Origin of the sequence: Kitasatospora sp. CB02891, from assembly GCF_002803145.1 — a bacterium.
Lineage (GTDB): Bacteria > Actinomycetota > Actinomycetes > Streptomycetales > Streptomycetaceae > Kitasatospora > Kitasatospora griseola.
In genome coordinates this window covers 361,760-384,140 of record NZ_NNBO01000001.1, presented here as the reverse complement: position 1 = coordinate 384,140, position 22,381 = coordinate 361,760, and the positions used below count along the sequence as shown (strand labels likewise).

Genomic DNA, 22,381 nt, shown 5'->3' with positions numbered 1-22,381 from the left:
GGCTCGTTGACGACTCATCAGCACATGTGGGGGTACCGCCGTGGGTGAAGACTGGTATGTGGACGATCGATGCACCGGGTGCGACGTGGCGCGGCAGCTCGCGCCCGACCTGATCGTGCAGGTGGGCCGGGGCTCGGAGGTGGTGCGCCAGCCGCGCGACACCGCCGAGGAGGCGCAGTTGAACGCCGCCGCGTTCGCCTGCCACACCCGTTCGATCCGCCGGCACTCGGGGCCGCTGGACGCGGCGGCCGACCCGTTCCCGCTGGCGATCGACGACAACGTCCTGCTCTGCGGCCACAATTCGCGGCAGACGTTCGGCGCCAACTCCTACCTGCTGCGGCGGCCGGACGGCACCGTGATGATGGTCGACACGCCGCGCTGGTCGGAGTCGCTCGCCGCCCGCTACGAGGCGGTCGGGCGGGTGACGGACGTCCTGCTGACCCATCGGGACCACGCCGCGCACGGGCGCAGCTACGCGGACCGGTTCGGAGCCCGACTCTGGATCCACGAAGGCGACCTGGACTCCGCGCCGGACGCCGACCGGGTGCTGCGCGGCACCGAACCGGTCGAGATCGCCGACGGTGTGACCGCCCTCCCGGTGCCGGGCCACACCGAGGGCAGCGTGCTGTACCTCGCCGACCGGCGGTACTGCTTCAGCGGCGACAGCATCTACTGGTCGCGCACCGCCGGCGCGTTGGCCGTCGCCGAACACGTCACCTGGTACTCGATCGAGGAGCAGGCCGCCTCGCTGGCCCGCGTCGCGCCCCTGCTGCACTTCGAGTGGATGCTCCCGGGGCACGGCGACCGCAAGCAGTTGACGCCCGGACAGCTGGCCGAGCAGCTGGCCGCACTGGTCGCGAACGCCGCCCGGCTGGCCCCCGGCCCGGTGAACATCGCCGCGCACCAGTGGTGAGCCGAGCGGTGGGGGGTGGCCCGACGGCCGTTCGGGTGATCGTGCTCAACGGCGGTTCCAGCAGCGGGAAGAGCAGCCTCGCGCGCTCGCTGCAGGACCGGCTGCCGGAGCCCTGGCTGACGTTCGGCATCGACGGGCTGATCGGGGCGATGCCCTCCGCGCTGCTGGCGGAGGACGCCGGGATCGACCTCGGCGGGGACGGCGCCGTCACCGTCGGCGACACCTTCCGCCGGTTGGAGGCCGCCTGGATGGCGGGCGTCGCCGCCACCGCCCGGGCGGGCGCGCCGGTCATCGTCGACGACGTGTTCCTCTCCGGGCCGGAGTCCCAACAGCGGTGGCGCGAGGCGCTGTCGGGCCTGGAGGTGCGCTGGGTCGGGGTCCGCTGCGACCCGGCCGCCGCGACCGCCCGCGAACGCGCCCGGCCCGACCGCACCCCGGGCATGGCCGCCGACCAGGCCCTGCGGGTGCACCGCGGCGTCCACTACGACCTGGAGGTGGACACCACCCGCACGCCGTCGGACGACTGCGCCCGGGCGATCGTGGAACGGCTGGAGCCACTGGCGCCGCAGACCCGGCCGGGCGGGTGAAGGTTCACCCGTTCGTGTGGTGACCGCGGTTCGGCGGGCCGGCTGGGACCCCGTCCGCACCGGCGAGTGTCGGTGGTCGTCACTAGCGTTCAGTGGCCCGAAGCGTCCACTGTTCAGCGAGGTATGCGATGACCGTCCGATTCCCGGCCGAGTGGTGCAACACCGATCTCGGCGAGTACCGGGAGTGCGCCGGCACCTACGAGTGGTACCCGTACGACAGCGTGCCGCCGCTCGACCCGGCCCGGTTCACCGGTTCCTTCGACTGGTTGGGCGGGCCGAGCGGACGGCCGTCGAGCGTGGTGGACGAGGTCGAGATACTCGGGGCGGCGGTGGCCCGGGTCGGTCTCACCCTGCCCGCCGACTTCCTGACGTACCACCGTGACGAGCGGCTGGCCCTGTCGCTCGACACGGTGTCGCCGACCGGCTGCTGGCAGAACTTCTCGGTGCCGATCCCGAGCCCGGTCGAGCCCGGTGCGTATCTGGTGCGGTTCTTCCGCGACCAGCAGGACTGCGTGATGTGGTACCTCTACCTGCGCCCGACCGGCGAGACCTTCGTCGTCCACTCCTGGCGGGACTTCGAGTTCGAACTGGAGGAGGACCACGAGGCGGAGCCGGAGGAGGAGGGCATGGAGGGCGACGGCATCAGGTGGTGCGCGCCGTCGTTCGAGGAGTTCGCCCACCGCTACTGGGTCGAGGGCCGGATCGCCCTGGCCGGGTACCAGGACGAGCCGTTGGAGGACCCGCAGCTGTCGGCCTACGCGGAGCACTACCTGAAGCACCGTTCGGACGAGTGAACAGCGGATCCGGATCGGGCCCGGGCGGGGCGCCGGACCGGGGAACGCTGTCCGGCAGGCCGGTGAACCTGGACGGCCTGCGGTTTGCCGGCCGGCCGCAGCAGGCCATGTCTGAATCCATGACCCCGTACGCGCAGTCACTCATGGCATCCGGTCTGAAGATCGACTGGGCCAAGATGCCCACCTACAACACGATCATGTCGGTCGCGGCCGGCGCGGGGCTGCTCCTGGTGGTGGCACTGGGCCGTCAACTCCTGACGCGCGGGCGCATCGCCACACCGGACGGCTGGGCGCTGGCGTTCGGCGCGCTCGGGTTCACGCTCGTCGTCACCGGTCTGCACATGACGCTGACCTGGCCGCTGGCCGGTCAGGGCTTCCCGTTCGACAACATCATCTTCGGCGAACCCGCGCTGGCCTTCGGCGTGTTCCTGCTGTCCGCCTCCTTCTACCTGTGGAAGCGGGCCGCCGAGTTCGCGGTGGAGGACGGCATCGAGCGGACGAGCCGGGTCGCACTGCCGATCTCGGTGTTCGTCTTCGGCATGGGGCTGGCCTGTTTCGGGATCGCCGCCGCAGGCTGGAAGTACACGCTCTTCGCCGCCCCGCCCGAGGAGCCGATCTCCGGGGAGTTCGCCAACTACCCGTGGCTGGAGGCGAGCTTCATGTCCGGCCTGTACGTGCTGGTCGGAATCGGGGCGCTGCTGTTCCCGTTCGCCCTGCGCACCCCCAGGACCTGGATGAGCCCGACCATCGGCGTGGTCTGGGGCCTGGCGGGGCTCGCGTTCCTGATCTTCGGCGGGCTGAACTACTTCACCCACATCGGGCTCATCGTCAACACCATGTGAGCCCCCGGCGGGGCCGGCCGGAGCCGCCCCACCGGGGGCTCCGGCCGGCGGGCCGTCAGTGCGCGCCCACCGCCGTGATCTTAACGACCGCGCGGCCCTCCTCGTCGGAGCCGTACAGGTCGACCTCGGCGGAGATGCCCCAGTCGTGGTCGCCGTTCGGGTCGTCGAAGATCTGCCGGACCCGCCACAGGCCCTCGTCCTCGACCTCCTCGATCAGCAGCATCTTCGGACCGCGCGCGTTCGGGCCGGTGAACAGGTCGTCGTACTCCTCCCAGTACCCGTCCATCGCGTCGGCCCAGCGGTCCGCGTCCCAGCCGTCCTCGCCGTCGAGTTCCGCGAGCGAGTCGTAGTGCTCCAGCGCGCACAGCTCGACCCGGCGGAACAGCTCGTTGCGGACCAGCACCCGGAACGCGCGGGAGTTCGCGGTGACCGGCGCCGGCTTGTCGTCGAGGCGGACCTCGCCCGCCTCCGGCTCGGTCGGGTTGGCCAGCGCCTCCCACTCGTCCAGCAGCGAGGAGTCGACCTGGCGGACCAGCTCGCCCAGCCAGGCGATGACGTCCTTCAGGTCGTCCGTCTTGATGTCGTCCGGGACGGTCTGCTCCAGCGCCTTGAACGCGCCCGCCAGGTACCGCAGCACGATGCCCTCGGTGCGGGCCAGCTCGTAGAAGCCCACGTAGTCCGTGAACGTCATGGCGCGCTCGTACAGGTCGCGGACCACCGACTTCGGCCGCAGCGGGTGGTCGCCGATCCACGGGTGCGCCCGGCGGTACACGTCGTAGGCGTGGCCGAGCTGCTCCTCCAGCGGCTTCGGGTACGTGATCTCCTGGAGCCGGTTCATCCGCTCCTCGTACTCGATGCCGTCGCGCTTCATCTCCGCCACGGCCTCGCCGCGCGCCTTGTTCTCCTGCGAGGCGAGGATCTGCCGCGGGTCGTCCAGGGTCGCCTCGACGACCGAGACCACGTCCAGCGCGTACGACGGCGACTCCGGGTCCAGCAGCTCGAACGCGGCCAGCGCGAACGTGGACAGCGGCTGGTTCAGCGCGAAGTTCTCCTGCAGGTCCAGCGTCAGGCGCACCGTGCGGCCCTCGGAGTCCGGCTCGGCCAGCTGCTCCACCACGCCGCCCTGCAGCAGCGAGCGGAAGATGGCGATCGCCGTCCGGATGTGGCGGCGCTGCGCCGGGCGGTCCTCGTGGTTGTCGGTGAGCAGCTTGCGCATCGCCTCGAACGCGTTGCCCGGGCGGCCGATCACCGACAGCAGCATGGCGTGGCTGACCTTGAACCGGGACACCAGCGGCTCCGGGTCGGCCGCGATCAGCCGCTCGAAGGTCTCCTCGGTCCAGGAGACGAACCCGTCCGGGGCCTTCTTCCGGACGACCTTCTTGCGCTTCTTCGGGTCGTCGCCGGCCTTCGCCAGCGCCCGGTCGTTCTCCACCACGTGCTCCGGCGCCTGCGCCACCACCTGGCCGACGGTGTCGAAGCCGGCCCGGCCCGCCCGCCCGGCGATCTGGTGGAACTCGCGGGCCCGCAGGATCCGCACCCGCTGGCCGTCGTACTTGGACAGCGCGGTGAACAGCACCGTGCGGATCGGCACGTTGACGCCGACGCCGAGCGTGTCGGTGCCGCAGATGACCTTCAGCAGACCGGCCTGCGCGAGGCGCTCCACCAGGCGGCGGTACTTCGGCAGCATGCCCGCGTGGTGCACGCCGATGCCGTGCCGCACGTAACGGGACAGGTTGCGGCCGAACTTGGTGGTGAAGCGGAAGTTGCCGATCAGCTCGGCGATGGCGTCCTTCTCCTGCTTCGAGCACATGTTGATGCTCATCAGCGACTGCGCCCGCTCCACCGCCTCCTTCTGCGTGAAGTGCACGACGTACACCGGCGCCTGACCGGTGTTCAGCAGCTCCTCCAGCGTGTCGTGCAGGCTGGTGCGGCGGTACTCGTAGAACAGCGGGACCGGGCGGGTCGCCGAACGGACCACGGTGGTCGGACGGCCGGTGCGACGGGTCAGGTCCTCCTCGAAGCGGCGGACGTCGCCGAGGGTCGCCGACATCAGCAGGAACTGCGCCTGCGGGAGTTCGAGCAGCGGGATCTGCCAGGCCCAGCCGCGGTCCGGCTCGGCGTAGAAGTGGAACTCGTCCATCACGACCTGGCCGATGTCGGCGCGCGGGCCGTCGTGCAGCGCGATCTGCGCCAGCACCTCGGCGGTGCAGCAGATGATCGGCGCGGTCGGGTTCACCGAGGCGTCGCCGGTCATCATGCCGACCTGCTCGGTGCCGAAGATCTTGCACAGGTCGAAGAACTTCTCCGACACCAGCGCCTTGATCGGCGCGGTGTAGAACGTCCGCTTGCCCTCGGCCAGCGCGGCGAAGTGGGCACCCGCCGCGACCAGGGACTTCCCGGAGCCGGTCGGCGTCGCCAGGATCACGTTGTTCCCGGAGACCAGCTCGATCAGCGCCTCCTCCTGGGCGGGGTAGAGAGTGATGCCGCGCTCCGACGCCCACTCGGCGAAGGTCTCGAACAGCGAGTCGGGCGTGGCGGGTTTCGGCATCAGGTCCAGGAGGGTCACCCCGCTATCTTGCCCGTCCGGCATGACCATGGGCAAAGCTCGGGCCCGCACGGTCCGCCCGAGCCGCCGCCGGGCCGTCCCGGTGGTTTCTCCGTGCGGTCGACTCGTCACCGTGCGTCAAGGGAATGATCGTCGCACCCGTTCCCGGAAGCGTCGGGGACGCGTCGACGGAAGGACACCCATGCGCAAGCGCACCGCCGGCCTCGCCCTGGTCGCCGCCGCCCTGCTGGCGGCGGCGGGCCCGGCCGCGGCGTTCACCGAGACCGTGGCGGCGACCGGCGCCCCGAGCGGGGTGGTCGCGATCTGCCCGGACGGCATCACCCCCACCGACGTCCACGTGACGAACGGCGACGGCACCCCGCTCGGGCCCGACCAGCGCGTGCGCACCACGGCCGTCGGCTCCACCGGCGTCGGCGCGTGGATCGCCCCCTACCAGGGCTCCCCGCCGCCGCCCGCCGCCATCCGCCTGACCGTCACCTGCACCGACGGGAGCTGACGCCCGCTCGACGGCGGCGGGCGCGGCCTCGGGGGCGGTTGCCTCTCGGGTTCAGGGGCAGGTGACGACCTGGCCGGCCCAGGACAGGCCGCCGCCGAAAGCGAACAGCAACACCCGGGCGCCGGACGGCAGTTCGCCGCGTTCCACCAGCTTCGCCAGCGCCAGCGGGACGGACGCCGCCGAGGTGTTCCCGGAGTCCACCACGTCCCGGGCGATCACCGCGTCCTCGGACAGGCCGAGCTTCTGCACCAGCGACTCGATGATCCGCAGGTTCGCCTGGTGCGTCACCACCCCGTCCAGCTCCGCCGGGCTCAACCCCGCCGCCCGGCACGCCTGCTCGGCCAGTGCCGGCAGCTCCGTGGTCGCCCAGCGGAACACCGCCTGCCCGTCCTGCTCGAACCGCGGGTGCCAGTCGCCCAGCAGCCGCACCGCGCTCGCCCGCGACGGGTCCGACCCCCACACCACCGGGCCGACGCCGGCACTGTCGCCGTCGGTCGCCGACAGCACCGCCGCGCCCGCGCCGTCGCCCAGCAGGATGCAACTGCGGCGGTCCGTCCAGTCGGTGACGTCCGACATCTTCTCCGCGCCGATCACCAGCGCGTGCCGGGCCGCGCCCGCCCGCAGCGAGTGGTCGGCGATCGAGAGCGAGGTGCAGAAACCCGCGCAGCCGTTGTTCACGTCGAACGCGACGGCGGACGGGATGCCGAGACGGGCCGCGACCTGCGCGGCGATCGACGGGCAGCGGTCCATCGCGCTGCAGGTCGCCACCGTGACCTGCCCGATCTCGGCCGGGTCCAGCCCGGACGCCGCCAGCGCCTTCGCCGCGGCGGTGGCGGCGAGGTCCGTCACCGACTCGTCCGGCGCGGCGATCCGGCGGGTGGCGATGCCCGTCCGCCGACGGATCCACTCGTCGTTGGTGTCCACCATGGTCGCCAACTCGTCGTTGGTCAGCACCCTGCTGGGCTGGTGGTGGCCGAGACCGGCGATACGGACTCCGGGCATGGCAGTTCCCTTCCGCGACAGCGGCCACCGACCGCGTGCCGGGGGCAACGGCCAGGAATATAGCAACCGATCGGTCGGAAGCTAAAAGACGCCCACCATCGGCGGAGAACCGCTGGACCTGGCGCTTCGGACCCGCTCCCGGTGAAGTCGACGCGCCTCGGCGGAATTTGACCGTCGTCGGTATGTCTCACCGAGGTTCGACCGGCCGTCCCTTGCCCGGCATCCCGCCCGTCGAACCGGTGACCTGGGCGTCGATCGCCCAACAGCCCGGCGCGGCCCGCGTCCACGACTGACCCTTCGGGAGCCGGGCCGTGCGTGGCGTCGCTCCGACCTATCCGGATGGCTCGCCGAGGGGCGGGATCACATCGAGCTGCTGAAGGAATCCGAGGACGTCCTTGTCCGACCACTTCTCGGCGAGCCTCCCGTTCTCGATGCGGTGAACCACCGTCGCCGTCATGGTGATCGGTCGCCCCGTCGCCGGGATGCCCGGCAGGTCGCCCACACACGTCCCGCGTCCCGTCAGCCGGGTCACGACCTTGTCGCCCTCCGCGATCTGGTCCTCGATCTCGTGGACGCCGGGGGTGGCCTCCCAGAACAGGCGGAACGCCTGCTTCAACCCCTCGCGACCGGGAGCGAGCCCCGGAAACGGCGGCGGTGAATGGTCCACGTAGTCCTCGGAGACCAACTCGTCCATGGCCGCCAGGTTGCCCGCGTCGATCTCCCGGTAGAACCGGCGGACCAGACTCTTGTTCTCCTCGATGGACATGGACGCCTCTCTGCCCGTTCCCTCGCGCTGCCGCAGTGGCACCTGCCGTCCCGAATCGTCACCCGCCGACTCCGCGCGCCATGCCCGCGGCGCGCACGGGCGCCAGGGCCGTTCACCCGGAAGCAGCCACGGTGCGACGGGCCGACCGGGCCTCGCGCCCGGTCGGCCGCTGGGCGGGCTACACCAGCACCTCGCCGCCGTCGCCGCCCGGGGGACAGACCAGGATCAGGCTGCCGAAGGAGTTGACGTGGCCGATGCAGTTGCTGAGGTTCTCCCGGACCACCTCGGCCCCCGGCGGGAAGACCTTGATCGTCGCGGTCAGCTCGAACGGCTCGGCGGGGTTCTTCCGGGCCGCCGCGTGCTTCGTGATGCTCAGCAGCAGGGACCTGCCGAAGTGCTCCGGAGTGCTGAGGTCGGCCAACTCGTTCAGGAGCTGCTGGTTTCGTTCGGCGTCGGTCGTCATGCGGTGCCGCCTTTCCATCTGTGGGCAAACCAACGGGCTGCGGCTTCATATCCGCCGAGCCCGCCGAACAGTCGGAAGCCCGGCGGAGAGCACCCGGCCGGCGCACACGACACGCGGGCCGAACCGGGCAGTAGGATTCACGGCCGGGGTGCCGTGTGCGCCGGCCGGACCGGGCAGTGCGACCGAGAGGGGAAACGATGAGTCCGCGCAGTACCGTGGCCGAGGCGCGTCGTACCCGGTCCCGGATCATCGACCGGAGTGTGGCGTTGGCGTCGGTGGACGGCCTCGAAGGTCTCACCATCGGGCGGCTCGCCACCGATCTCGGCCTCTCCAAGGCCGGCGTGCTGGGCCACTTCGGCACCAAGGAGACGCTCCAACTCGCCACCCTGGAACGGGCGTCCACACTCTTCACCACGCTCGTCTGGGAGCCGGCCGCGGACGCCGAACCCGGTCTGCCCCGGTTGCGCGCCGTCTGCGAGAGCTGGATCGCGTACCTGGAGCACGCCCGCGAGATCTTCCCCGGCGGCTGCCTGTTCACCACCGCCGCCGTCGAGTTCGACGCCCACGACGGCCCGGTCCGCAAGAACCTGGCCTGCCTGCTGCTGGTCTGGCGCCGCCGCCTGGCCGGCGAGGTCCGCCTCGCCGTCGAGGCCGGCCACCTGCCCGCCGACACCGACCCCGAGCAGATCGTCCACGAGCTGACGGGCATCTACCTGGCCCTCAACCAGGCCCTCCAGCTCCTCCGCGACCCCCTCGCCGCCACCCGCACCCGCCGGTCGCTCGACCGCGTCCTGCCGCAAGCCGCCTGACGGCTGGTCGAACCCCGGGCCGGCCGGGATGCCGGGGGCATGATCGAGCGAGAGGTCGCAGTCCGGATCGTCGAGGAGCAGCTGGAGATCGACCACCGGCGCGAACCGGCGGGGAATCGGCAACGGATGGTCGTGCTGGGCGCGACCGAGCACGAGCTGGTCCGGATCGTGGGCTGGTCGACCGAGGAGTTCGCGCGCACCCGTGACCGGAGGCACCTGGTGGCGGGCGGCGGGCCGTACCTGGTGGACCGCCTCGACGGGAGCCTGCACGCGATCGGCGCCGTCGCCGCCATGACCGGCGACTGGGAGGACGACTACCGTTCCCGGATCCGCGGGCTGCCGGTGCGCGCCGTGGACGACCTGCACCTGCACCGTCCGGGAAGCCGCCGCCACGCAGGGGATCCTGCCCGCGGTCCGGGCCCTGCGCCGGAGCGTTCCGGTGCTGCCTCCCGCCTCGGCCCTCGGGTACGTGCGCGCCCTGCAGAACGGCGACGCCCCGGCCCACCTGGTGGCCGTCGTGACCAGGGAGCTCATGGAGCCGTTCGACCGGGTACGCACCGTCGAGACCGTCCGGGCCGCTTCGCCCGGCGTCGGGCCTGACGGCCTGACATTGCCCGATGCCCCGGTGCACCTGGAGGCCGCGCGCCACCCGCCTGACAGAATCGGCGACATGACACGCGAACTCCGGGAGATCTTCGAACAGGCGGGCTGCGAGGGCGCGTTGTGCGTCCGGCCGGTGCAGGGCGACGGCGAGATCGTGCTGAACGCCGATCGGCCGGCCGTCCAGGCCTCGGTGTTCAAGGTGCAGATCGCGCTGGAGGTGGAGACCGCGTTCGCCGACGGCCGCCTGGACGGGCGGGAGCGGGTGACGCTGGGGGCCGCCGAGCGGACGGACGGGCCGGTCGGGATGTCGCTGTTCGAGGACGAGACGGTGCTGTCCCTGCGGGACCTGGTCGTGCTGATGCTCACCATCAGCGACAACCCGGCCACCGACGTCCTGCTGGGTCGGGTCGGCGTCGACGCGGTGAACGCGACTGCGGCGCGCCTCGGACTGTCCGGCACCCTCGTCACGTCCGACCTGCGGACCATGCTCGACACCATCGGCGAGGACCTGGGCCGCGCCGACTGGGCGGACCTGCAGAGCTGGGCGGCCGGGGCCTCGGCGGCCGATCAGGTGTGGGTCGACGAGCAACTGCCGACCGTCCGCGCCATGGACCCGTCGCGGGGGACCAGGACCACCCCGCGCGACATGGTCGCGCTGCTGCGCCTGATCTGGACGGACCGGGCCGGCCCGGCCGCCGCGTGCGCGCGGGTGCGCGGCGCGATGGCGAGGCAGCTGACCCGGCACCGGATCGGCAGCGGGTTCCGCCCGCCGGTGCGGGTCGCCGCCAAGAGCGGGAGCCTGTTCGGCGTGGTCCGCAACGAGGTCGGCGTGGTCTCCTTCCCCGACGGCCGCCAGTACGCGGCCGCGGTCTTCACCCGCTCCCGGCCCGGCTCGGACGACGCCGAGATCAGCCGGGCCATCGGCGCCGCCACCGCCCGGGCCGTCACCGCCCTGCGGGAAGTGGGGAGTTGAGGCCGGGTCAGGCGGGCGACATCACCTCGAACAGGTTGCCCGCCGGGTCGGTGAAGTAGAGGCCGCGGGCGCACAGCGGGTGGTCGGTGCGGCCGTTGTCGGGCGTGGACGGGTCGTTCCCGTACGGGGTGCCGGTGGCGCGCAGCCGGGCGAGGATGCCGTCGAAGGCGGCCGGGTCCACGTCGAACGCCAGGTGGTGGCCGGCCGGGTCGGGGACGGCGAGGAAGTCCAGCGTCAGCGTGGAGTTGACCCGGACGGGCGCGAAGTGCCGGTCGGGGCCGGTGTATTCGAGGCCCATCACGGTGGCGAAGAAGCGCGCGGCGGCCTGGTGGTCGACGGCGGGGACGATGGTGTGGTTCAGGGTGATGGTCACGGCCGGCCTTCCGAGGCGGTGGTGAGTGCGCCGTGCAGCAGGACGTCGACCAGCTCGGCCGGGCCCGGCGGATGCTCCTCGCTCGCGCCGGCGAACAGCAGGCCGAGGAGGAGCGAGGCCAGTCGGTCGGGCGGCAGGCGGAGCAACTCCCGTTCCGGCTCCATGAGTTCGGCCAACGCCCGGCGGACCGGCAGCGCGCCGGCCGCGCGGTCGGGCGCCGCGCCGGTGCGCCGGGCGCCGGCCCGGCCGTTGGTGGCGTGCAGTGCGCCGAGCAGCGCCCCCAGCCGGTCCAGGTGTGCGCGCAGCACGGCCGCCGCCTCGACCAGCCGGTCGGGGAGGGGCCGCGTCAGCGGGATCGCGGCGAGCTGCTCCAGCGTCCGCTCGGGCCGCAGCGCCTCGGCGACGCAGGCGTCCAGCACGGCGTCCTTGTCGGCGAAGACCCGGAAGACCGTCCCCTCGCCGATCCCGGCGGCCCGGGCGATCTGACGCGTGGTCACCGCGCCGCCGTACTCGGCGACCAGCGGCAGCGCGGCCCGGACGATCATCCCGCGCCGCTGCTCGGCGTCCATGGACGGGGCCCGGCGCCGCTGTTCGGTCGGAGTGTCGGTCATGGCCGCCAGTATCGGAGTGAGCGCTCACTCCGGTCAAGGGCCGCGACCGGCGCTGGACGGCAGGATGGTTTCGGCACCGTCGAACGGACCATTCGGGAATCGTCCGGGTGCTGATTTTCCGTCATGCTCCGCGTGGCACATCGGCATTTCCCCTTCAGCTCCTAGTCTCGACGATCTACGGTGCCTCTTCCGTCGGGCCTTCGAGCGAGGAGTACGACCATGAGTCGTGTCGTCAGGGCTGCCCTGTTCCAGACCGCGTGGACAGGCGACAAGGAGTCGATGATCGCCGCGCACGAGCAGGCCGCGCGGGAGGCCGCCGCGCAGGGGGCGCGGATCATCGGGTTCCAGGAGGTGTTCAACGCGCCGTACTTCTGCCAGGTGCAGGAACCCGAGCACTACGGGTGGGCCGAGCCGGTGCCGGACGGGCCGACCGTGCAGCGGATGTGCGCGCTGGCGCGGGAGCTCGGGATGGTGATGGTGGTGCCCGTCTACGAGATCGAGCAGGCCGGGTTCTACTACAACACCGCCGCCGTGATCGACGCCGACGGCAGCTTCCTCGGGAAGTACCGCAAGCACCACATCCCGCAGGTGCACGGATTCTGGGAGAAGTACTACTTCAAGCCCGGGAATCTGGGCTGGCCGGTGTTCGACACGGCGGTCGGAAAGGTCGGCGTGAACATCTGCTACGACCGGCACTTCCCGGAGGGCTGGCGGGCGCTCGGGCTCGCCGGCGCGGAGATCGTCTACAACCCGTCGGCGACCAGCCGAGGCCTCTCCGCGTACCTGTGGCAGCTGGAGCAGCCCGCCGCGGCCGTCGCGAACGAGTACTTCGTGGCGGCGATCAACCGGGTCGGCGTCGAGGAGTACGGCGACGACGACTTCTACGGCAGCAGCTACTTCGTCGACCCGCGCGGCCAGTTCGTCGGCGAGGTCGCCTCCGACAAGCGCGAGGAACTCGTCGTCCGGGACCTCGACCTCGACCTGATCGAGCAGGTCCGGCAGCAGTGGGCGTTCTACCGGGACCGCCGGCCGGACGCCTACGGCCCGCTCACCGGGGCGTGAGCGCGGTGACCCGGACCCTGATCACCGGCGGACTGGTCGTCACGGCCGCCGAGGAGATGCTCGCCGACGTGCTGATCGAGAACGGCACCGTCGCCGCCCTCGCCCTGCCGGGACGCCAGCAGTGGGCGGCGGAGCGGGTGTTCGACGCCACCGGCAAGTACGTCGTCCCGGGCGGCGTCGACGCGCACACCCACATGGAGCTGCCGTTCGGCGCGACCGTCGCCTCCGACACCTTCGAGACCGGCACCCGGGCCGCCGCCTGGGGCGGCACCACCACCATCGTGGACTTCGCCGTCCAGCCCAAGGGCGCCTCGCTGCGATCCGGCCTCGACGCCTGGCACGCGAAGGCCGACGGGCGCTGCGCGATCGACTACGGCCTGCACATGATCATGTCGGACGTCAACGAGTCGACGCTGCGAGAGATGCCCGGCCTGATCGGCGAGGGCGTCACCTCGTTCAAGCTGTTCATGGCCTACCCCGGCGTCTTCTACTCCGACGACGGCCAGATCCTGCGCGCCATGCAGCAGGCGTCCGAGACCGGCGCGCTGATCATGATGCACGCGGAGAACGGCCCCGCCATCGACGTGCTGGTCGAACAGGCCCTCGCCCGCGGCGAGCGCGACCCGCGCTACCACGGCGAAGTCCGGAAGGCCCTGCTGGAGGCCGAGGCCACCCACCGCGCGATCCAGCTCGCCCGCGTCGCCGGCTCGCCGCTGTACGTGGTGCACGTCTCCGCCCGCGAGGCGCTCGCCGAACTCGCCGCCGCCCGCGACCTGGGCCTGCCGGTGTTCGGCGAGACCTGCCCCCAGTACCTGTTCCTGTCCACCGACAACCTCGCCGAACCGGACTTCGAGGGCGCCAAGTACGTGTGCTCCACGCCGCTGCGCCCGAAGGACCACCAGGCGGCGCTCTGGCGCGGGCTGCGCACCGACGACCTGCAGGTGGTCTCCACCGACCACTGCCCGTTCTGCTTCAAGGGGCAGAAGGAACTCGGCCGCGGCGACTTCTCGAAGATCCCCAACGGCCTGCCCGGCGTGGAGAACCGGATGGACCTGCTGCACCAGGCCGTGGTGGACGGGCACCTGACGCGCCGCCGGTGGATCGACATCGCCTGCGCCGCGCCCGCCCGGATGTTCGGCCTGTACCCGCGCAAGGGCACCCTGGCGCCCGGCGCGGACGCCGACGTGGTGATCTACGACCCGCACGCCACCCACACGCTGTCCGCCGCCACCCACCACATGAACGTCGACTACTCGGCGTACGAGGGCCGCACCGTCACCGGCCGGGTGGACACCGTGCTGTCGCGCGGCGAGGTCGTCCTCGACCGCGGCCACTACCTCGGCCGGCCCGGCCACGGGACCTTCCTGCCCCGCTCCACCTGCCAGTACCTCTGACCGCTTCCACCACCGACCCTGGGGAATTCCGCCGTGGACTTCGGACTCGTCCTGCAGACCGACCCGCCGGCCGCGAAGGTCGTCGACCTGATGCGCCGCGCCGAACGCAACGGCTTCCGCTACGGCTGGACCTTCGACTCCGCCGTGCTGTGGCAGGAGCCGTTCGTGATCCACAGCCGGATCCTCGAACACACCGAGCGGCTGCACGTCGGCCCGATGGTCACCAACCCCGGCACCCGCAGCTGGGAGGTGACCGCCTCCACCTTCGCCACCCTGAACGACATGTACGGCAACCGCACCGTCTGCGGCATCGGCCGCGGCGACTCCGCGATGCGGGTGGCCGGCCGGCGGCCCAACACGCTGGCCCGGCTCGGCGCCGCCGTCGACGCCATCCGCGACCTCGCCGAGGGCCGCGAGGCCGTCGTCGACGGCAGCCCGATCCGCATCCCGTGGATCAAGAACGGCCGACTGCCGGTGTGGATGGCCGCCTACGGACCCAAGGCGCTCGCCCTGACCGGACAGAAGGCCGACGGCTTCATCCTCCAACTCGCCGACCCCTACCTCACCGAGTGGATGGTCAAGGCCGTCCGCCGCGCCGCCGAGGAGGCCGGCCGCGACCCCGCCTCGATCACCGTCTGCGTCGCCGCGCCCGCCTACGTCGGCGACGACCTCGACCACGCCCGCGAACAGTGCCGCTGGTTCGGCGGCATGGTCGGCAACCACGTCGCCGACCTGGTCGCACGGTACGGCGAACACTCGGGCGCCGTCCCCGAGGAACTCACCGCCTACATCAAGAACCGGCACGGCTACGACTACAGCCACCACGGCCGGGCCGGAAACCCCTCCACCGACTTCGTCCCCGACGCCGTCGTGGACCGGTTCTGCCTGCTCGGCCCCGTCCAGGCACACCTCGAAAAGCTCAACACCCTGCGGGAATTGGGCGTCGACCAGTTCGCGATCTACGCGATGCACGACGCCCGCGAAGCCGTCATCGACGCCTACGGGACGCACATCATCCCGGCGCTGACCGCGTGAACCGGCGGACCTTCCTCGCCCTCTCCGCGCTCTCCGGCGCCGCCGGGACGGCGGGCCTGGCCGCCGGCTGCGGAGCGGACGCCGAGCACCACCTCGCACCCCCGCCGCTCGACCTGTCCACCCCGCTGCGGATCCCGCCGCTGCTGCACCCCGACCCGGAGCCCGACGGCGTCCGCCGCTACGAACTCATCATGTTCGTCGGCCAGTCCGCCCTGCTGCCGGGCAAACCCACCACCACCTGGGGCTTCAACGGCTCCTACCTCGGCCCCACGCTGCGGGCGAGCCGCGGCGACAAGGTCGCGATGACCGTCCGCAACGCCCTGCCCGAGGCCAGCACCGTCCACTGGCACGGCATGCGGCTGCCCGCCGCGATGGACGGCGGACCGCACCAACTGATCCCCGCCGGCACCCGGTGGACCCCCACCTGGACCATCGACCAGCCCGCCGCCACCACCTGGTACCACCCCCACCCGCACGGGGCCACCTCCCAGCACGTCTACCGCGGCCTGGCCGGCCTGTTCCTGATCGACGACGGCCAGGACGCCGAACTGCCCACCGCCTACGGCACCGACGACATCCCGCTGATCCTCCAGGACAAGAAGCTCACCGACCGCGGCCAACTCGACGGCGACCCGCTCAAGGGCCCGTTCGGCATCCTCGGCGACCGGATCCTGGTCAACGGCACCTACAACCCGTGCTTCGCCGTCACCACCACCCGGGTGCGGCTGCGCCTGCTCAACGCCTCCAACGCCCGGATGTACCACCTGGTCTTCACCGACCGCCGCCGGTTCCACCTGATCGGCACGGACGGCGGACTGCTGACCGCCCCCGTCGAGACCGACACCCTCGACCTCACCCCCGGCGAACGCGCCGAGATCCTGGTCGAGTTCGCCCCCGGCGACAACGTCGTGCTGCGCACCCTCGACCGCGGCCTCGACATCGCAAGCGGCGACCTCGACCTGATCCGCTTCGTCGCCGCCGCCGACCTCAGGCCCGCGCCCGAGCCGCCCGCCGCCCTCCCCGGGCCCGCCCCGATCGTCCCGCCCGTCGGCGCGAGAGTCCGTCACTTCACCCTCAGCGGGCGGGACAGCATCAACGGCCGGCCGATGGACATGAGCCGGATCGACGAGGTCGTCCCCGTCAACGCCGTCGAGATCTGGGAGATCGAGAACAGCACCGGCACCTCCCACAACTTCCACATCCACGAAGTCGCCTTCCAGGTCCTCGACGCCGCCGACCGCCCCACCGGCGGCCACAAGGACACCGTCTTCACCCCCGCCCACACCACCGTCCGCCTGGCCGTCCGGTTCGGCCCCTTCGACGACCCCGTCGAGCCGTACATGTACCACTGCCACCTCCTGCGCCACGAGGACGCCGGAATGATGGGCCAGTTCGTCACCGTCACCCCGGGGACGGAGCACGCCGTGCCACGCAGCTACGCGGGCGTCGGCCACGCGCACTGACCGCCGAGGGCGGGTGTCGGCGGCGGCTGCGAGCATGCTCGGATGGAACAGACGATCAGTTACCTGCGCGGGGACGCCACCGCGCCGCAGGGCAAGGGCGTGCGGATCGTCGCGCACGTCTGCAACGACCTCGGCGGCTGGGGCAGGGGCTTCGTGCTCGCGCTGTCCCGCCGGTGGCCCGAACCCGAGGCCGCGTACCGGCGCTGGCACCGCGAGCGGGCCGGCAACGACTTCGGGCTCGGCGCCGTCCAGCTGGTGCAGGTCGAGCCGTACCTGTGGGTGGCCAACATGGTCGGCCAGCGCGGCATCAGGACCGGCCGCTCCACCGGCGTCCCGGTCCGCTACGAGGCCGTCGACACCGCCCTCGCCACCCTCGGTGGCCACGCCCGCCGCCTCGGCGCCTCCGTCCACATGCCGCGGATCGGGTGCGGGCTGGCGGGCGGCCGCTGGGAGCGCATCGAGCCGCTGGTGACGGCCCGGCTCACCGCGCGCGGCACGCCCGTGACGGTCTACGACCAGTGACGCGTCATCAGATCGGCTTTCCCGAAGGGGTGTTGACCGGACGTCGGCGGCCTGCCTAGATTGTCTTTGCTTGCAAACATAATCGGGAGCGGGGGAGAGGCTCGGCCATGGCCAATGAGTTCAACCAGCGAGTCATCGAGGAATTCCGGGCACGGGGCGGACACGTCGAGGGCTTCCCCGCGATCCTGCTGCTCACCACCGCCGGCCGACGCACCGGGCAGCCCCGCACCACGCCGCTCGCCTACCACCAGGACGGCAGTCGCTACCTGGTGTTCGGCTCCAACGCGGGCGCCGTCGACCACCCCCAGTGGTACCGCAACCTGATCTCGGCCGGCGGCGGCACCGTCGAACTCCCCGACGGCGAGGGCGGCGTGACCACCCTCTCGGTCCGGCCGGTCGAGCTCGACCCCGCCGAACGCGACCGCCAGTACGCCGAACAGGCCCGCCGCGTACCGTCGTTCGCCGACTACGCCGCCCGCACCGACCGCACCATCCCGGTCCTCGCACTGCACCCGCTCGACCTGTCCGTCGACCCCGCGCTCGCCGCCCGGGTGGTCGGCCAACTCCAGCTCCACCACGAGGACCTGCGCCGCCAACTCGCCGACCTGCGCACCCGACTGGACCAGGCCGGTCCCGTCCCCGGACCCGACCTCGCCGCCCAACTGCGGGAGAACTGCCTGCAGTTCTGCTACGGCCTCGGCCTGCACCACACCCGCGAGGACGGCGCGTTCACCGCCTTCGAACGGCAGTACCCCCAGCTGATCCCTGCCCTCGCCCGGCTGCGCGCCGAACACCGCACCGTCGCCGAAGCGCTCACCCGCTTCGAGGACCGCCTCGCCGCACCCGACACCGACCCCGCCGAGCTGCGCGCCGAACTCGACCGGCTCACCGACGGGCTGGAGGCCCACTTCGCCTACGAGGAGACCCACCTGCTCCCGCCGTCCGCCCCGCACCCGCCGCGCTGACCGGCCCGTCCGGTACGGTGAGGTCCGGCGGCCAGGAATCGGACAGCGCGGAGGAGACCGGATGGCCCACGCGGAGTCCGAGCACGAGCCGGACGGCGGCCTCACCGCACCGGACGCCGTCCGGGCCATGCTGCTGCTGATGCCCCGGGTCGCGGCCCGGGTCAAGCGGATCGCCGTCCCCGACGCGCTGGCCGGCTTCCAACTCGCGCCCCGGCACCTGTCGTTGCTCTCCTACCTGGTCTACGACGGCCCGATGCCGGTCGGCACGCTGGCCGCCCGCCTCGAAGTCGCCCCGACCACCGTCAGCCTGATGGTCGGCGACCTCACCCGTCAGGGCGTCCTGGAACGCCGCCCCGACCCCGAGGACCGCCGCCGCACCATCGTCTCCCTCACCTCCGACCCCGCCACCCGCACCGCCGTCGAGCACTGGCTCGCCAACGGCGCGGCCGCCTGGCAGGCCGCGTTCGCCCCGCTCACCCCGACCGAACGGGCAGTGTTCGTCCGGACGATGACCGCCTACGAGCAGGGCGCGAGCGGAGCCTGAGGCCCCGTCGCCGGCGGCGGCCACGGGCCGGCCAGCAGGCGGCCGGTCTCGGTGACGATCGCGCGGGCCAGGTCGGTCCGGTCGAGCGTGTCCGGGGAGAGCCGTTCCGGGGAGAGCCGTTTCGGGGAGAGGCTGACCAGCGGACGCAGCGACTCCGGGCGGTCCAGGAGGGCCCAGCCGCCGTGGGCGACCACGCCCGCACCGGTCGGGGCGCGCAGCCCGCCGTCCACGATCAGGCGCAGCCACCAGCGGACGAGTTCCCAGCAGGCCCGCTCGAACGGCAGGTCGGTGTCGTCGGCGCGCCGTACCGCCAGTCCGGCCAGCTGGGCCCGGTCGGCAGGCCCGCCGCTGGGAACGCCCGGTGGTCGGCTGCGAAACGGAAGCCGAACCGGGCTGCCGCCACCGCGTCCAGTTCGCGCTCCGTCAGCCCCGGCGCGACGTCCCGCAGCCGGCGCTGCCACACCCGGGCCGCCTCGATGCTCGGCGGTGCCACTGCGGACCCCGCTCCTCGACCACCCCACCGTACCCACCCCGACCAGTGGTTCTCCCGGTCGGAGCGGGGCACGGGCGGACGGTCTAGTCGTGCACGCGGCCCTGCAGGGTCTTCGACAACTCGGCGACGCAGGCGGCGAGTTGGGTGGTCGTCAACTGGTTCGGATCGCCTCCGCAGCCGGACGCGGGCTGACCGGTCGGCCGGCCGGTCGGTTGGCCGGACGGCTGGGGTTGCGGCTGGCCGCCCGGCGGTGTGATCGGGCCGGTCAGGGAGACCAGGTTGGGGGTGACCGTCGCGTCGCCGGACAGGTCGATGTAGTCCTGGGTCTGACCGTTGAAGTCGACGAAGCCGCGCCACATGTCGCGGCCGAACGGGACGAGCTCCTGGAGGGCGCCGCCCTGGCCGGCGCTGATGGCGATGGAGGTCTGCTGGGCCATGTAGGAGACCATCCGGCTGGCCAGCACGTCCAGGTTCACCGCGGGGGCGTCGTCGCTGCGCACGTACACGTGCAGGTCGTTGAGGCCGCCGCCGGCCCGGTCGGCCTGCAGCACGGCGAACGCCACCACCAGTTGGGAGGAGCTCTCCCGGGGGACCAGCGGCGTCACGTAGTACAGGTGGCCGTCGGCCTTCGAACGGAGCAGGAACTCACCGGGGTTGGTCGCGTTGGTGGCCGCCGAGGTGTGCGCGAAACCGAATCCCTGGTCGTCCTTCGCGCCGCGGCCGCCCAGCCACTGCACCTCGTGGATCTGCGAACGCACCACCGAGGCCGGGTACACCGCCCCGGGCAGCTCACCCGGGTCGACCTGGGCCCGGTACGTCACGTCCGGCTTGCCGTTCGGCGAACCGCGCAGCACGAGCACTCCGGCCGGGGCCGGCACGGTGCGCTGCTTCCAGGCGGTCTGCCGGGCCACCGAGATCACCACCACGGGCTGCGCGGTGCGCGGGTCGGGGCCGTCGCAGTAACCCCAGATGTCCTGCTCGCTGTAGACCAGGCCGGGGAAGCGCTCGGCCAACAGGTTGCGCAGGCTGACCGCGCCCGTCCCGCCGAACGCCCGGTCGAACGCGTGGTCGCCGCGGAACGCGCAGCTGGCCACCGAGTTCGACCGGCCGTCCCAGACCGCGACGCCCTCCATCGGCTGCTCACCGGAGCCGTCCAGCACCGCCGTCCACGCGCCGCCACCCGCCGTGCCCGGCAGGTAGTGCAGGCTGTGCCCCATCAGGTGGATGCCCGAGGAGAGGCCCGCGCTGTCGGTGAGGGCCTTGGTCGCCGCCGCGTACGAGGCGGTGCGCGCCTCGAAGTCGAAGTCCGGCATCGACGCGGTCTTCACGCAGGCCGGCACGTCCGACGTGCCCACCAGGTCGCACCGGGCGCCGTCACCGGGGCGACTGCGCTCCGTCACCGGCAGCACCGAACGCGGCGCGCCCGCGCCGCCCGCCGGCACGTCCAGGATCGTCGCCGCCGCGTAGAACCGCCCCGCGTCCTTGTCGTCGTCCCACATGCCCGTCCCGGCGCGCACCAGCGAACCGGCCAGCGCCAGCACCACCACCGAGACGGCGATCCGCGCCCGCCACCCGCCGAAGCCCACGCCCGTCTCGTCCACGGCGTACACCACCGCCCAAACCGTGCCGCACAACCCCACCGCGACCCAGAACCAGAACAACGGCGCGGCATCCACCAACCCGCCGTGCGGCAGGAACTCCCGCCTCAGCCACAGCCGGTAACTCTGATCCTGCTGCCCGAACCCCCCGAACACCGCATGCTTCACCACCCACACCAGCCCGGCGAGCAGCGGCATCCACAGCCACCACACCGCCAGCCCGAACACCCAACCCCGAACCCGACGTCCCATCGCCAGCCCCCTCCTCCGTGCCCCGGACCTTCCCCGCTCCGCCGACCGGCCAAGCCTGCCACGGGCCCCCGACACCGGAGCTCGTCGAGCCCCGAGGGGAACCGATGGTGACGGCCCGTCAGGGCACGGGTGACGGGACAGGCGGGGAGCGGCTGACGTCGGTGTCGACCGGTGGGCGCGGCGCCCTCGCGGGCGATGGAAGCGATCGACGAGCGTCCTCAGGACCTGGCCGGCGGAACCGGAGGACGGTGGACTCCCCGTCGATATGCGCCGGGGGCCAGCCCGTGCGTGCGCTTGAACGCGGTGGCGAAGGCGAATTCGGAGGTGTAGCCCACCTGGGCGGCGATGGTTCGCAAGGGCGCTTCGGTCGCCCGGAGCAGGCGGGCCGCGGTGGTCATTCGCCACCAGGTCAGGTAGCCGAGGGGCGGTTGGCCGATCATCGAGGTGAAGCGTCTGGCGAACGCCGCCCGGGAGAGGCCCGCTTCGGCGGCGAGGTTCGCCACGGTCCAGGGGGCTGCCGGGTCGCGGTGGACGGCGTGGAGGGCCGCGGTGACCGCCGGATCGTTGAGTGCGGCGGCCCAGCCGGTGGTGCTGCCGTGGGCGGGCTGTTCGGCGAGCCAGATGCGCAGGACGTACAGCAGGAGGGTGTCCAGCAGGGCGGGGACGACGGCGGTGGCGCCCGGGCGCGAGGTGCCCACCTCGGAGGCCAGGAGTCGCACTGCGGCGTGCAGTTCGGGGTGACGGCTCGGGTCTGCGGGCAGGTGGATCAGGTCGGGCAGGGTGAGCAGCAGGGGGTGGGTCCGGGACGGGTCGAGTCGGTAGGCGCCGCAGAGCACCACGGTGGCCGGACCGTCCCGGCCGAGCCGGTCGACGCTGTCGGTGGCGTACGGCCCGGGAAGGCCGGGGTCGTCAGGGGCGCAGGCCGGGGCGGTGGTCGCTGTCGACGGGTCGTCGGCCAGGGTGTGCCCGGTGCCGTGCGGCAGGAACAGCACATCGCCCGCGCCCAGTTCGACCGGCGCCGCATGCGGCGACACCAGCCAGCAACGGCCCTCCAGGATCGCCTGGAAGCCCGCCGAACCCGGCACGGACGCGAACTGCTGCCGCCACGGGGCATGCCACCGCACGTACGCCGACCGGGGCCGCCCGGTCCGCGCCACCGTGATCACCTCGCTGAGCAGATCCACGGGGAGAGCGTAGGCGTCGGGACGAACGCGTATGAACAGGGCACCCTGGCGCATGGATCGTCTCGGCGGAC

General features: G+C 72.4%; 24 protein-coding genes and 1 pseudogene. 15 read left to right on the top strand and 10 right to left on the bottom strand.

What is annotated here, in order from left to right; genetic code table 11:
* Window positions 1-40 precede the first annotated feature (40 nt).
* The 4 genes from CG736_RS01800 (at window position 41) to CG736_RS01785 (ending at window position 3,136) form a co-directional block, all read left to right on the top strand.
* Complete coding sequence (locus tag CG736_RS01800) at window positions 41-913, top strand: MBL fold metallo-hydrolase (RefSeq protein ID WP_100584349.1); 873 nt, start codon at window positions 41-43, stop codon at window positions 911-913.
* Window positions 914-948: 35 nt separating this feature from the next.
* Window positions 949-1,500: a chloramphenicol phosphotransferase CPT gene (gene cpt / locus CG736_RS01795; RefSeq protein WP_100584348.1), complete on the top strand. Its 552-nt coding sequence runs from the start codon at window positions 949-951 to the stop codon at window positions 1,498-1,500.
* Between the two features lie 128 nt (window positions 1,501-1,628).
* On the top strand, window positions 1,629-2,294 hold the full coding sequence (locus CG736_RS01790) for a hypothetical protein (protein ID WP_100584347.1): 666 nt from the start codon (window positions 1,629-1,631) through the stop codon (window positions 2,292-2,294).
* 143 nt (window positions 2,295-2,437) lie between these two features.
* Window positions 2,438-3,136, top strand: a complete 699-nt coding sequence (locus tag CG736_RS01785) for a DUF981 domain-containing protein (protein ID WP_229848032.1) — start codon at window positions 2,438-2,440, stop codon at window positions 3,134-3,136.
* A 55-nt stretch (window positions 3,137-3,191) separates the two neighbouring features.
* On the opposite strand, the gene CG736_RS01780 is transcribed toward CG736_RS01785, so the two are convergent.
* A complete protein-coding gene (locus tag CG736_RS01780) occupies window positions 3,192-5,726 on the bottom strand; it encodes a DEAD/DEAH box helicase (protein ID WP_369879738.1) in 2,535 nt (844 codons plus the stop codon).
* A gap of 157 nt (window positions 5,727-5,883) precedes the next feature.
* Between CG736_RS01780 and CG736_RS01775 the strand changes: the two genes are divergently transcribed.
* Window positions 5,884-6,198, top strand: a complete 315-nt coding sequence (locus tag CG736_RS01775; RefSeq protein WP_100584345.1) for a hypothetical protein — start codon at window positions 5,884-5,886, stop codon at window positions 6,196-6,198.
* 51 nt (window positions 6,199-6,249) lie between these two features.
* Here CG736_RS01775 and CG736_RS01770 read toward each other — a convergent pair whose 3' ends face one another.
* The 3 genes from CG736_RS01770 to CG736_RS01760 form a co-directional block, all read right to left on the bottom strand.
* A complete protein-coding gene (locus CG736_RS01770) occupies window positions 6,250-7,200 on the bottom strand; it encodes a beta-ketoacyl-ACP synthase III (protein ID WP_100584344.1) in 951 nt (316 codons plus the stop codon).
* A gap of 331 nt (window positions 7,201-7,531) precedes the next feature.
* Entirely contained in the window at window positions 7,532-7,966 is a 435-nt protein-coding gene (locus CG736_RS01765; protein WP_100584343.1) for an ester cyclase, read from the bottom strand.
* 178 nt (window positions 7,967-8,144) lie between these two features.
* Window positions 8,145-8,429: a hypothetical protein gene (locus CG736_RS01760; protein ID WP_100584342.1), complete on the bottom strand. Its 285-nt coding sequence runs from the start codon at window positions 8,427-8,429 to the stop codon at window positions 8,145-8,147.
* 197 nt (window positions 8,430-8,626) lie between these two features.
* Here CG736_RS01760 and CG736_RS01755 point away from each other — a divergent pair, with 197 nt between their 5' ends.
* The 3 genes and pseudogenes from CG736_RS01755 (at window position 8,627) to CG736_RS37330 (ending at window position 10,814) form a co-directional block, all read left to right on the top strand.
* The gene (locus tag CG736_RS01755) at window positions 8,627-9,238 is read left to right on the top strand and encodes a TetR/AcrR family transcriptional regulator (protein ID WP_100584341.1); all 612 of its coding nucleotides are present in this window, start codon (window positions 8,627-8,629) and stop codon (window positions 9,236-9,238) included.
* A 39-nt stretch (window positions 9,239-9,277) separates the two neighbouring features.
* Window positions 9,278-9,490: pseudogene (locus CG736_RS38770) on the top strand (YrhB domain-containing protein); the annotation flags it as partial.
* Window positions 9,491-9,677: 187 nt separating this feature from the next.
* A complete protein-coding gene (locus tag CG736_RS37330; protein WP_369879736.1) occupies window positions 9,678-10,814 on the top strand; it encodes a serine hydrolase in 1,137 nt (378 codons plus the stop codon).
* A gap of 7 nt (window positions 10,815-10,821) precedes the next feature.
* On the opposite strand, the gene CG736_RS01745 is transcribed toward CG736_RS37330, so the two are convergent.
* On the bottom strand, window positions 10,822-11,187 hold the full coding sequence (locus CG736_RS01745; protein WP_100584340.1) for a VOC family protein: 366 nt from the start codon (window positions 11,185-11,187) through the stop codon (window positions 10,822-10,824).
* Entirely contained in the window at window positions 11,184-11,798 is a 615-nt protein-coding gene (locus CG736_RS01740) for a TetR/AcrR family transcriptional regulator (RefSeq protein WP_100584339.1), read from the bottom strand. The genes CG736_RS01745 and CG736_RS01740 overlap by 4 nt, the downstream gene beginning before the upstream one ends.
* A 219-nt stretch (window positions 11,799-12,017) precedes the next feature.
* Between CG736_RS01740 and CG736_RS01735 the strand changes: the two genes are divergently transcribed.
* The 7 genes from CG736_RS01735 to CG736_RS01705 all read left to right on the top strand — a co-directional run bounded on the left by CG736_RS01735 (window position 12,018) and on the right by CG736_RS01705 (window position 18,783).
* Entirely contained in the window at window positions 12,018-12,860 is an 843-nt protein-coding gene (locus CG736_RS01735) for a nitrilase-related carbon-nitrogen hydrolase (protein ID WP_100584338.1), read from the top strand.
* Between the two features lie 5 nt (window positions 12,861-12,865).
* Window positions 12,866-14,254 (top strand): dihydropyrimidinase, encoded by a 1,389-nt coding sequence (gene hydA / locus CG736_RS01730; RefSeq protein ID WP_100584992.1) that lies wholly within the window; start codon window positions 12,866-12,868, stop codon window positions 14,252-14,254.
* Between the two features lie 33 nt (window positions 14,255-14,287).
* Window positions 14,288-15,289: a TIGR03842 family LLM class F420-dependent oxidoreductase gene (locus CG736_RS01725; RefSeq protein ID WP_100584337.1), complete on the top strand. Its 1,002-nt coding sequence runs from the start codon at window positions 14,288-14,290 to the stop codon at window positions 15,287-15,289.
* Complete coding sequence (locus tag CG736_RS01720; protein WP_100584336.1) at window positions 15,286-16,752, top strand: multicopper oxidase family protein; 1,467 nt, start codon at window positions 15,286-15,288, stop codon at window positions 16,750-16,752. Before CG736_RS01725 ends, CG736_RS01720 begins: the two co-directional genes overlap by 4 nt.
* Window positions 16,753-16,794: 42 nt before the next feature.
* Complete coding sequence (locus CG736_RS01715; RefSeq protein WP_100584335.1) at window positions 16,795-17,274, top strand: macro domain-containing protein; 480 nt, start codon at window positions 16,795-16,797, stop codon at window positions 17,272-17,274.
* Window positions 17,275-17,381: 107 nt separating this feature from the next.
* Complete coding sequence (locus CG736_RS01710; RefSeq protein WP_100584334.1) at window positions 17,382-18,239, top strand: nitroreductase/quinone reductase family protein; 858 nt, start codon at window positions 17,382-17,384, stop codon at window positions 18,237-18,239.
* Window positions 18,240-18,300: 61 nt separating this feature from the next.
* Window positions 18,301-18,783: a MarR family winged helix-turn-helix transcriptional regulator gene (locus CG736_RS01705; protein WP_043911919.1), complete on the top strand. Its 483-nt coding sequence runs from the start codon at window positions 18,301-18,303 to the stop codon at window positions 18,781-18,783.
* Here the strand turns inward: CG736_RS01705 and CG736_RS01700 are convergent.
* The 4 genes from CG736_RS01700 to CG736_RS01685 form a co-directional block, all read right to left on the bottom strand.
* Window positions 18,756-19,013: a hypothetical protein gene (locus CG736_RS01700; protein WP_100584333.1), complete on the bottom strand. Its 258-nt coding sequence runs from the start codon at window positions 19,011-19,013 to the stop codon at window positions 18,756-18,758. The genes CG736_RS01705 and CG736_RS01700 overlap by 28 nt on opposite strands.
* 2 nt (window positions 19,014-19,015) lie before the next feature.
* Complete coding sequence (locus CG736_RS01695) at window positions 19,016-19,276, bottom strand: hypothetical protein (RefSeq protein WP_100584332.1); 261 nt, start codon at window positions 19,274-19,276, stop codon at window positions 19,016-19,018.
* Between the two features lie 83 nt (window positions 19,277-19,359).
* A complete protein-coding gene (locus CG736_RS01690) occupies window positions 19,360-21,126 on the bottom strand; it encodes a hypothetical protein (RefSeq protein WP_157815352.1) in 1,767 nt (588 codons plus the stop codon).
* Between the two features lie 218 nt (window positions 21,127-21,344).
* Complete coding sequence (locus CG736_RS01685; protein ID WP_100584330.1) at window positions 21,345-22,310, bottom strand: AraC family transcriptional regulator; 966 nt, start codon at window positions 22,308-22,310, stop codon at window positions 21,345-21,347.
* Between the last annotated feature and the right edge of the window lie 71 nt (window positions 22,311-22,381).

Bases quoted from the DNA above. Each gene is read 5' to 3' on its own strand.
- CG736_RS01735 (WP_100584338.1), top strand. From the start codon at position 12,018: ATGAGTCGTGTCGTCAGGGCTGCCCTGTTCCAGACCGCGTGGACAGGC.
- CG736_RS01770 (WP_100584344.1), bottom strand. From the start codon at position 7,200: ATGCCCGGAGTCCGTATCGCCGGTCTCGGCCACCACCAGCCCAGCAGG.
- CG736_RS01765 (WP_100584343.1), bottom strand. From the start codon at position 7,966: ATGTCCATCGAGGAGAACAAGAGTCTGGTCCGCCGGTTCTACCGGGAG.
- CG736_RS01790 (WP_100584347.1), top strand. From the start codon at position 1,629: ATGACCGTCCGATTCCCGGCCGAGTGGTGCAACACCGATCTCGGCGAG.
- CG736_RS01740 (WP_100584339.1), bottom strand. From the start codon at position 11,798: ATGACCGACACTCCGACCGAACAGCGGCGCCGGGCCCCGTCCATGGAC.
- CG736_RS01715 (WP_100584335.1), top strand. From the start codon at position 16,795: ATGGAACAGACGATCAGTTACCTGCGCGGGGACGCCACCGCGCCGCAG.
- CG736_RS01785 (WP_229848032.1), top strand. From the start codon at position 2,438: ATGGCATCCGGTCTGAAGATCGACTGGGCCAAGATGCCCACCTACAAC.
- CG736_RS01690 (WP_157815352.1), bottom strand. From the start codon at position 21,126: ATGGGACGTCGGGTTCGGGGTTGGGTGTTCGGGCTGGCGGTGTGGTGG.
- CG736_RS01705 (WP_043911919.1), top strand. From the start codon at position 18,301: ATGGCCCACGCGGAGTCCGAGCACGAGCCGGACGGCGGCCTCACCGCA.
- CG736_RS01775 (WP_100584345.1), top strand. From the start codon at position 5,884: ATGCGCAAGCGCACCGCCGGCCTCGCCCTGGTCGCCGCCGCCCTGCTG.
- CG736_RS01760 (WP_100584342.1), bottom strand. From the start codon at position 8,429: ATGACGACCGACGCCGAACGAAACCAGCAGCTCCTGAACGAGTTGGCC.
- CG736_RS01780 (WP_369879738.1), bottom strand. From the start codon at position 5,726: ATGCCGGACGGGCAAGATAGCGGGGTGACCCTCCTGGACCTGATGCCG.
- CG736_RS01755 (WP_100584341.1), top strand. From the start codon at position 8,627: ATGAGTCCGCGCAGTACCGTGGCCGAGGCGCGTCGTACCCGGTCCCGG.
- CG736_RS01710 (WP_100584334.1), top strand. From the start codon at position 17,382: ATGGCCAATGAGTTCAACCAGCGAGTCATCGAGGAATTCCGGGCACGG.